Source organism: Variovorax sp. 20P10.2.4 (assembly GCF_058244205.1).
On record NZ_JBZAYE010000348.1, the window covers coordinates 1 to 7707 of the forward strand.

Here is a 7707-nt window from a genome sequence, read left to right on the forward strand (position 1 = left end):
GAAGGCGTCCATGAAGGCCGCCGCGATCACCTTGCCCTGCGGCGTGCGTGTGTAGCCGCCGATGCCACCGGCCGCGCGGCCGCCGGCGAGGTCGGCGAAGCCCGCGAAGTCGGTCTTCGAGGCGCTGCCTTCCGCGGCCGCGACCTGCACGCCCGAACGGTTGTCGATCAGCGTCAACAGCGCCGAGGCTTCCTTGGTCTGCAGGTTCGCGCCCAGGCTCGCGATGGCACGGCCGCGGCCGCCGCCGACCAGCCCGCCGATGGCGCCGCCGAGGCCGCCCGCGTCGTTGTTGCTGAACACGATCTCGGGCGACAGGCCGTAGTCCGACGCCACCATCTGGCCGCGACCGAAGTTGCTGCCGCCGCGCATCTCGCCCGACTGCTGCAGCGCGCGTTCGCGCGTCATCGCGTTCATGCCGGCCGCGCCGCGCTCGACCACCACGAAGCAGTTCGATTGCTGCACCAACAGGCGCAGCAGGTTGGCGGTGGGCGGCAGCTTGTATTCGCCGGTCAGCACCGTGTACCAGCCGGCATTGACGTTCTCGATCAGCGAGACGGTGCCCAGCGGCGAGTCGCAGCGCTCGAGCGCGCTGCTTTCGCCCGAGGTGGCGGCGCCGGCCGCGCTGCCCGTGGCCACGGTCTTGGCCGATTGGCTGCCCATCTGCATGTCCATGGTCTGGCAACCCGAGAGGGCCAGCAGGCCGGCCAGTGCGCTTGCGAGAGAAAGTTTGGAAAAAGCCATGTCCCGATTTATCAAGTGAAACAACACGGCGCCTGCGCGGCAGGCGCCCCTATCGAACAGCCGAAGGTGGGACCGCGTGGCCAATACGAGCTCCCGATTCGATACCGCGTCGCAAGCGACCGCGCGACGATACGGACCGGTCATCCGGCACGCCAGTGTCGAAAGTCATGTGCGCATGCGCATCGTCCGCGGCGCGGATTCCGGCATGGCCTGGAGTGGAAAAATGGTTCCTCGACCTCGACTCGAACGGGGGCTCTTGGAAGGTGGCCCATCTTCGAAACGCGCCGCCTGAAGCGATGCGCGAACGGCAAGGCCCGAGGGCTTGCGCGATGCGCCGGCTGGCGGAGCGAGGCGCGATTATCCATCTTGAAATCTTCAGAAAAGATGAGCACGGCGAGGGCGTTTTCGCCGTGCGATTTCGATGAAAACCTTCGTCGTATTTTTGACCTCCAGTTAACATTTCATCGTTGGCGGAGGGTTGTGGCGCGTGATGGATCCCACGCGGCCTGCAGTCGGCTGGCGTTGTTTTGTTTTTTTCCTCACTTCCAGAATCAGGAGTTTTCAGATGGCAACCACCAAGAAGAACGTCGTTGGAGAAGCGGCAGCCGAACTCACCCGTCAGCAGGTGCAGCAGGCCCTGGCCATCGCGGGCGCTTCGGATTTCAGCGGCTCGACCGACCCGGCCTTCGTCGGCTCCGTGCTCGTGGCGCTGGCCATCAACACCAGCTCGGTCAGCGCGACCATCGACAACGCGAAGACCCGTCGCGACGCGACCGGCGGTGGCGGCCTCACGGCGCACTGATCGGACCGTCGGAAATGAAAAGGCCGGCAAGCGCAATGCTTGCCGGCCGGAGTGGATCGAGTGTCGCGGGATCGGTGCGAGCCCGACGATGCCTGTCTTTGCAAGGCCGCGGCTCAGCGCGCGGCTTGCCTCATCGCATCAATCGCAGCGGAACAGCACGCCGCTCTCGGCCGGTGCCTTGCCGAGCCAGCGCGGGGTCTGGTTCTTGTTGTCGCAGTAGAGCTGCGCCTGCGTGTAGGTGGTGGCGCGCAGGACGCCTTCGCGGAACTGCATCACTTCGTTCGGGGGCGTCGAGCAGCCGGCGATGGCCAGCGCGCAGGGGATCGACAGGAGGGCCAGGAGGGACGGTGCATGCCAGTTCATCGCACGATTCTCCGACATTCCCGCGTCTGCCAAGACATGCACCCTCGCGTCCGACGCTTCACCCCTGATTGGCCGCGGCCGCTGCACCCGGGTACAGGTACCTGAAGTAGGGCCCCGAGCTGCCGAACAGTCGTGCCGCGAGCTGCACCGGATCTTCGGCGCTGTGCTTCTCGTAGAGCACCGGTCCCCAGATGATGAAGCCGTCGATGCTGAGCGTGGCGGGCGCGGGCTCGATCGCCTTCCAGGCGTGGGCGAATTTCGAGATCCACGAGAGGGCGTCGGTCAGCGCGTAGTTGGGCACGACCACCGGTTGTTCGATGCGGGGCATGGCAGTACTCCTGGGTTGAGAAGACTGTACAAATATACAGTAAACTCCGTCCCATGGCAGGCGCGCGGCGCACCACTTTCCATTCTCCTTGACGGGTTGCCCGTCCCTTTGATGCTTGACTGCAAGAAGGCTTGAGCCCGGTTCGATGCCGGGCTTTTTTTTGTCCGCGCGATTCGTCGATCGCGTCGTCGTTGCGCTGCATGCGGGCGATGAAGAAAGAGCGGATGCGATGCGTGCGATCGGCCATCGATCGTGCCGCCGCATTCGATCATCGGCACGTGTTTGCAGGTCGATGTGCGAGCACAAAGGAAAATGCCCCGCTACCTTGTGAGTAGCGGGGCATCCAGTAGCCTTGCGGCTTGTTTTGGCTCCTCGACCTGGGCTCGAACCAGGGACCTACGGATTAACAGTCCGGCGCTCTACCGACTGAGCTATCGAGGAACAAGCCTCAGATTATAGCGTCGTTTTTGAGGGTCTGGCAAACCGACGCAACTTTTCGCTAAAAAAGTTCAGAGCGCGATGCTCACGCCCAATCGCAGCGTGCGCGGCGCGCCGGGGAACAGGTAGACGTGGCTGAACTGGTAGGGCGATTCCTTCCAGTAGCGGCGATCGAAGACGTTGTCGACGGCCAGCGACCAACTGGTGTTCACGCCGTTGAGCTTGGTGTCGTAGCGCAGCACCGCATCGAGGCGCGTCCACGACGGCAGTCGGATCGAACCGTCGGGCAGCACGTTGCGCCGGCCTTCGTACGACAGCTGTCCCGCGATCTCTAGGCCTGCCACCGCGGGCACGCGGTAGGCGACCTGCGCGCGCAGCACCTGCTTGGGCACGTTGGTCGGCGACTGTCCGTTGAGCGCGGGATCGGCCGTGCTGCCGCGGCGCTTCGCATCGATGACCGACACGCTGCCGCCGAGGCGCCACGGTCCCTGGTTCCATTGCGCGCCGGCCTCGAGTCCGCGATGCACGGCGCGGCCGTCGTTGCGCACCGTGCACGATTCGCCGCAGGCATCGAGGTTGGTCAGCGGCCGCGAGATGTCGAACCACGCGAGCTGCCAGTTAAAGGCCTCGTTGCCGCCCTTGAGGCCCAGCTCCCATTGCCGCGACGCGAGCGCCGCGAGCGCCTGCCCGGCGTTGCTATAGAGATCGGGCCGGTTCGGCACCACCTGCGATTCCACGCCCTTGCCCCAGCTCGCATAGGCCAGCAGCTCGGGCCGCAGCACGTAGCTGACGGCCACCCACGGTGTGGTCACGTCCTGCTTGTAGCCGGTCGGGTTCGAGCCGTCGTTGCCGATGCTGCTGCGGTCGAGCCGCGTGTGGCGCACGCCGACCCAGGTGGTGAGGCGCTCGTTCCAGCGGATCGCGTCCTGCAAGGTGAGCTCGGTCGAGCGCTCGTCGCGGTTGGTCTGCGGCGTGGTGGCGTCGGGCGCCGGCGGCACGAAGGAGGTCGCCCAGATGTTGCCGGTGCCTGCGTAGTTGTAGGCCTGGTTCTGGAAGCGGTTGCGCACGCGGCTTTGCAGCAGGCCGATGCCGAGCTCGTGCCGCACGCTGCCGGTCGTCACGTTGCCCTTGAGGTTGAGGCTGCCCGCGGTCTGCGTGCGGCGCTCGTTCTCGCTGCGGAAGTCGTAGACGTCGAAGGTGCCGTCGCTACAGTAGCGGTCGTAGTTGCCCTCTGCGCCGCAGCCGAAGGCGTAGGCCAGGCGGTCGTCGGTGCGCAGCCGCTGGCGGCCGATCTGCGCGCTCCAGCGCCAGTCGGCGTTGATGGCCTGGCTGAAGCGCAGCGTGCCGGTCAGCGCATCGAATTCCGAGGGCTGCGACCAGGGCTGGTTGTTGAGGTTGATGCGCGGATCGACCGGCGCCGGCAACCGGGCGCCCAGCAGGCTGTAGCCGTTCTGGCTCGGCTGCGTCTTGCGGCTCTTCTCGATCTCGAACTCGAGCACCGAATCGCGCGTGATGCGCCAGTCGGCCGCGAGCGAGAACAGGTTGCGGTTGCCGTCGAGGTCGTGCACCAGCGGCTTGAGGTTCTCGGCCGCGACGTTGATCCGGTAGCCGAACTCGCGCTGCGCGCCGAAGCGCCCGCCGAGGTCGACCGCGCCGAGCAGGCTGCCGCGGCTCGTGGTCTCGATGCGCACGGTGCGCAGATCGTGTTCGGTCGGCCGCTTGACCACGTAGTTGACGAGTCCGCCCGGCGCACTGGTGCCGGCCTGGATGCCGCTGGTGCCGCGCAGGATCTCGACGCGCTCCTTGTTGTCGAGCGGGATCGAGGTCTCGGCGCTGATCGGCAGGCCCTCGCGCCGGTAGTTGAAGCGGTTGTCGAGCACGAAGCCGCGCACCGTGAGGTAGTCCCAGTAGCCGGCCGAGTTGTAGGCATCGGTGACCGAGGCATCGAACTGCGTGAGGTCCGCGAGTCGACGTGCGCCGCTCGCGCGCAGCTGGTTGCTGTCGATCACGGTGGCCGACAGCGGCAGCTCGCGCAGCGGCACGTCGCCGAAGCCACTGATCTCGGCCGGCGGCGCGAGGGCGGCCGGGTTCACGGTCACGGCGGGCAGCGCGGTGGTGTCCTGTGCCTGGGCGAAGGCACCGTGAGCAGCGAGCAGGGCGGCCATCGCGCAGGCGATGGGGGTGCGGGAAAGAAGAGGAGAGGGATGCGTCATTCGGTCGGGTTTCAGGGCTTCGCAGCCGATGCGGTGCGGTGGGCGTCGATGGCTGCCATCCATTGCGCGGCCGTTCCTTCGGGGTCCTCGGCGGCAACGAGCGCGCGCACCACGGCGACGGAACCCACGCCGGTGGCGAGCACCTCGGGCAGGCGCAACGCGTCGATGCCGCCGATGCCCACCTGCGGATAGCCGCGCAGCAAGCGCGCATAGGCCGCGAGCCGCGCCACGCCCTGCGGCGCGGTCGCCATCTTCTTGAGCGTGGTCGGATAGACCGCCCCCATCGCGATGTAGCTCGGGCCGACCGCGTCGGCGCGCACCATCTCGGCATAGCCGTGCGTGCTGACGCCCAGGCGCAGGCCGGCGGCGCGGATCCGTTGCAGCTCCTCGGGCGCGAGCGCATCGAGGTCTTCCTGGCCCAGGTGCACGCCGTAGGCGCGTGCCTCGATCGCCAGGCGCCAGTGGTCGTTGATGAACAGCAGCGCGCCGGTGCCTTGCACGGCTGCCACGGCCGCGTGAACCTCGCGCGCCACGGCCGCCGCGTCCTCGGACTTGAAGCGCAGCTGCACCGTCGGCACGCCCGCGCGCGCCATGCGGCCGACCCAGGCGGCATCGGGCAGCACGGCATAGAGGCCGAGCTGCTCGGGGCAGGGCGCGAAGGCGTTGTCGCGCGCCGCCGGCGGAAATTCGCGCAAGCTGAAATCGACGGGTGCGTCGGGCCAGCGCTGCGCATCGAAGCCGCCGAGGCGCTCGCTCTGCGCGCGCCAGGCGCGCGCGATGCATTCGGCGTCGATGTCGATGAAGCCGAGCGCGCCGCAAGCCTGTCGCGCGCCGCGGTAGATGGCGTCGTCGGCGCTGTAGGCGATGGCGGCCGCGGGGGCCGATGTGGCGGCGCCGAATCGCAGGCCATGCGCCGCGACGATTTCCTGCGCGACGCGCGCGCGGTCCGGTTGCTGTTCGTGGTTCATGGTGCCGCTCATCCCGCGTGATGCCAGAACGGCGTGCCCAGCACCGGCGTGCTCGCCTGCGCCGCATCCTGCGCGGCCATGGCGCCGGCACGGCGCGCGGCCCGGCCGGCCTGCACCGCATCGGCGAAGGCACCGGCCATCGCGACCGGGTCCTGCGCGAGAGCGACGGCGGTGTTCAGCAGCACGCCGTCGAAGCCCCACTCCATCACCTGGCAGGCATGCGAGGGCAGGCCCAGTCCCGCGTCGACCAGCATCGGCACCTCGAGCCGGTCACGCAGCACCTGCAGCGCATAGGGGTTGACCGGCCCGCGGCCGGTGCCGATCGGCGCGGCCCAGGGCATCACGGCCTGGCAGCCGATGTCGACCAGCCGCTGGCACAGCACCAGGTCCTCGGTGCAGTAGGGCAGCACCTTGAAGCCGTCGCGGATCAGCTGCGAGGCGGCATCGACCAGGTTCAGCGTGTCGGGCTGCAGCGTGTAGTCGTCGCCGATCAGCTCGAGCTTGATCCACGGCGTGTCGAACAGCTCGCGCGCCATCTGCGCGGTGGCGACCACTTCCTGCACGCTGTGGCAGCCCGCGGTGTTTGGCAGCACCGGCACCTCAAGCCGGCGCAGCAGTTCCCAGAAACCGTTGCCGAGCTCGCTGTTGCCCGAGCCCTGGTTGGCGGTCTGGCGGCGTAGCGAGGCCGTGAGCATCGCGGGCTTCGCGCGCTTCACGGCGGCCTCGAGCAGGTCGGGCGAGGGGTAGCGCGCGGTGCCCAGCAGCAGGCGGCTGTGGAAGGTCTCGCCGTAGAGCACCAGCGGGTCGTTCGGGGTCGTGGTCATCGGTCTTGTCTCCATCAATTCGTTCAGCCGCCCGTCACGGGGCGGATCACTTCGACGCGGTCGTCGGGCTGCAGCGCGCGCGCGGCATAGGCCGAGCGCGGCACGAACTCGCGGTTCACGGCCACTGCGAAGGGCGGCGTGGCATTCAGCGCGGCGAGTGCGTCGGTCAGCGTGGCGTGCTCGGGCAGCGCGAAGGGCTTGTCGTTGATCAGGATGTTCATCGTCGTCATGGGGTCTCCAGGCCGAAGCCTTGCGCAAGCGGCGAGCGGCCCTGCGCGAGCCACTCCATCGCGGCATCGAGCAGCGCGGGCGCGATCATGAAACCGTGGCGGTACAGGCCGTTGATCTGCAGCACGCGCGGCCGCGGCTGGCGCAGCGCGGGCAGGTTGTCGGGCAGGGTGGGGCGGCACTGCGTCGCGATCTCCACGATGCGCGCCTCGGCGAAGCCGCTGTGCACTGCGTAGGCGGCACTCAGCAGCTCGAGCGTGGAGCGCACGCTCGCGGGCGACATGTCGTCCGATTCGATCTCGGTCGCGCCGATCACGAACAGGCCCTCGGGCTTGGGCGCGATGTAGAGCGGATAGCGCGGATGCACGAGCCGCGTGGGCCGCGCCAGCGTCACGTCGGGCGCATGCACGCGGATCACCTCGCCGCGCACGCCGCGCAGCGCGTTCCACTGCGGCCGGGCACCGAGGCCGCGGCAGTCGATCAGCCAGTCGGGCTGGCCCGGCGAACCGGGTGCGAAGTCCTCGGGCGCGCGCGGCGACTGCCAGTGCAGCGTGACCTTGTTGTCGGCCTGCAGCGTCGCGAGCAGCGCGGCCAGCAGCGCGCGGTTGTCGAGCTGGCCTTCGCCGGGCAGGAACAGGCCGCTGGCGAAACGCCGGCCCAGCGCGGGTTCGAGCGCCTCGATGCCCGCGCCATCGAGCGTGCGCATCGGCGCCAACTCGGGCACCTGCGTGCCGGTGTGGGCCAGCACGCGCGCGAGCCGCGCGGCCTCGTTCGCATCCTGCCGGTGCCACAGCACCAGCGT

General features: G+C 68.6%; 9 protein-coding genes and 1 tRNA gene. 1 reads left to right on the forward strand and 9 read right to left on the reverse strand.

What is annotated here, in order from left to right:
* A partial coding sequence (locus AC27VN_RS26280; protein WP_490878427.1) for a CsgG/HfaB family protein occupies nucleotides 1–741 on the reverse strand: 741 nt, incomplete at its 3' end.
* 565 nt (nucleotides 742–1306) lie between these two features.
* On the opposite strand from AC27VN_RS26280, the gene AC27VN_RS26285 reads away from it, so the two are divergent.
* A complete protein-coding gene (locus tag AC27VN_RS26285; RefSeq protein WP_093341437.1) occupies nucleotides 1307–1543 on the forward strand; it encodes a hypothetical protein in 237 nt (78 codons plus the stop codon).
* Nucleotides 1544–1681: 138 nt separating this feature from the next.
* Here the strand turns inward: AC27VN_RS26285 and AC27VN_RS26290 are convergent, their stop codons facing one another.
* The 8 genes from AC27VN_RS26290 to AC27VN_RS26325 all read right to left on the reverse strand — a co-directional run.
* Nucleotides 1682–1906 (reverse strand): hypothetical protein, encoded by a 225-nt coding sequence (locus AC27VN_RS26290; RefSeq protein WP_093341438.1) that lies wholly within the window; start codon nucleotides 1904–1906, stop codon nucleotides 1682–1684.
* Nucleotides 1907–1964: 58 nt separating this feature from the next.
* A complete protein-coding gene (locus AC27VN_RS26295) occupies nucleotides 1965–2234 on the reverse strand; it encodes a hypothetical protein (RefSeq protein WP_093341440.1) in 270 nt (89 codons plus the stop codon).
* Nucleotides 2235–2599: 365 nt separating this feature from the next.
* Nucleotides 2600–2675 (reverse strand) — tRNA-Asn (locus AC27VN_RS26300).
* Between the two features lie 68 nt (nucleotides 2676–2743).
* Nucleotides 2744–4837 carry a TonB-dependent siderophore receptor gene (locus tag AC27VN_RS26305; protein ID WP_490878428.1) on the reverse strand — a complete coding sequence of 698 codons (2094 nt, stop codon included), beginning with the start codon at nucleotides 4835–4837 and terminating at the stop codon, nucleotides 2744–2746.
* Nucleotides 4838–4896: 59 nt separating this feature from the next.
* On the reverse strand, nucleotides 4897–5853 hold the full coding sequence (gene thiE / locus AC27VN_RS26310; protein ID WP_490878429.1) for a thiamine phosphate synthase: 957 nt from the start codon (nucleotides 5851–5853) through the stop codon (nucleotides 4897–4899).
* Nucleotides 5854–5861: 8 nt separating this feature from the next.
* Entirely contained in the window at nucleotides 5862–6677 is an 816-nt protein-coding gene (locus AC27VN_RS26315; protein WP_209540604.1) for a thiazole synthase, read from the reverse strand.
* Nucleotides 6678–6700: 23 nt separating this feature from the next.
* Complete coding sequence (gene thiS, locus AC27VN_RS26320; protein WP_093342404.1) at nucleotides 6701–6898, reverse strand: sulfur carrier protein ThiS; 198 nt, start codon at nucleotides 6896–6898, stop codon at nucleotides 6701–6703.
* A gap of 5 nt (nucleotides 6899–6903) precedes the next feature.
* The coding region (locus tag AC27VN_RS26325; protein WP_490878430.1) for an FAD-dependent oxidoreductase at nucleotides 6904–7707 on the reverse strand (804 nt) is incomplete at its 5' end.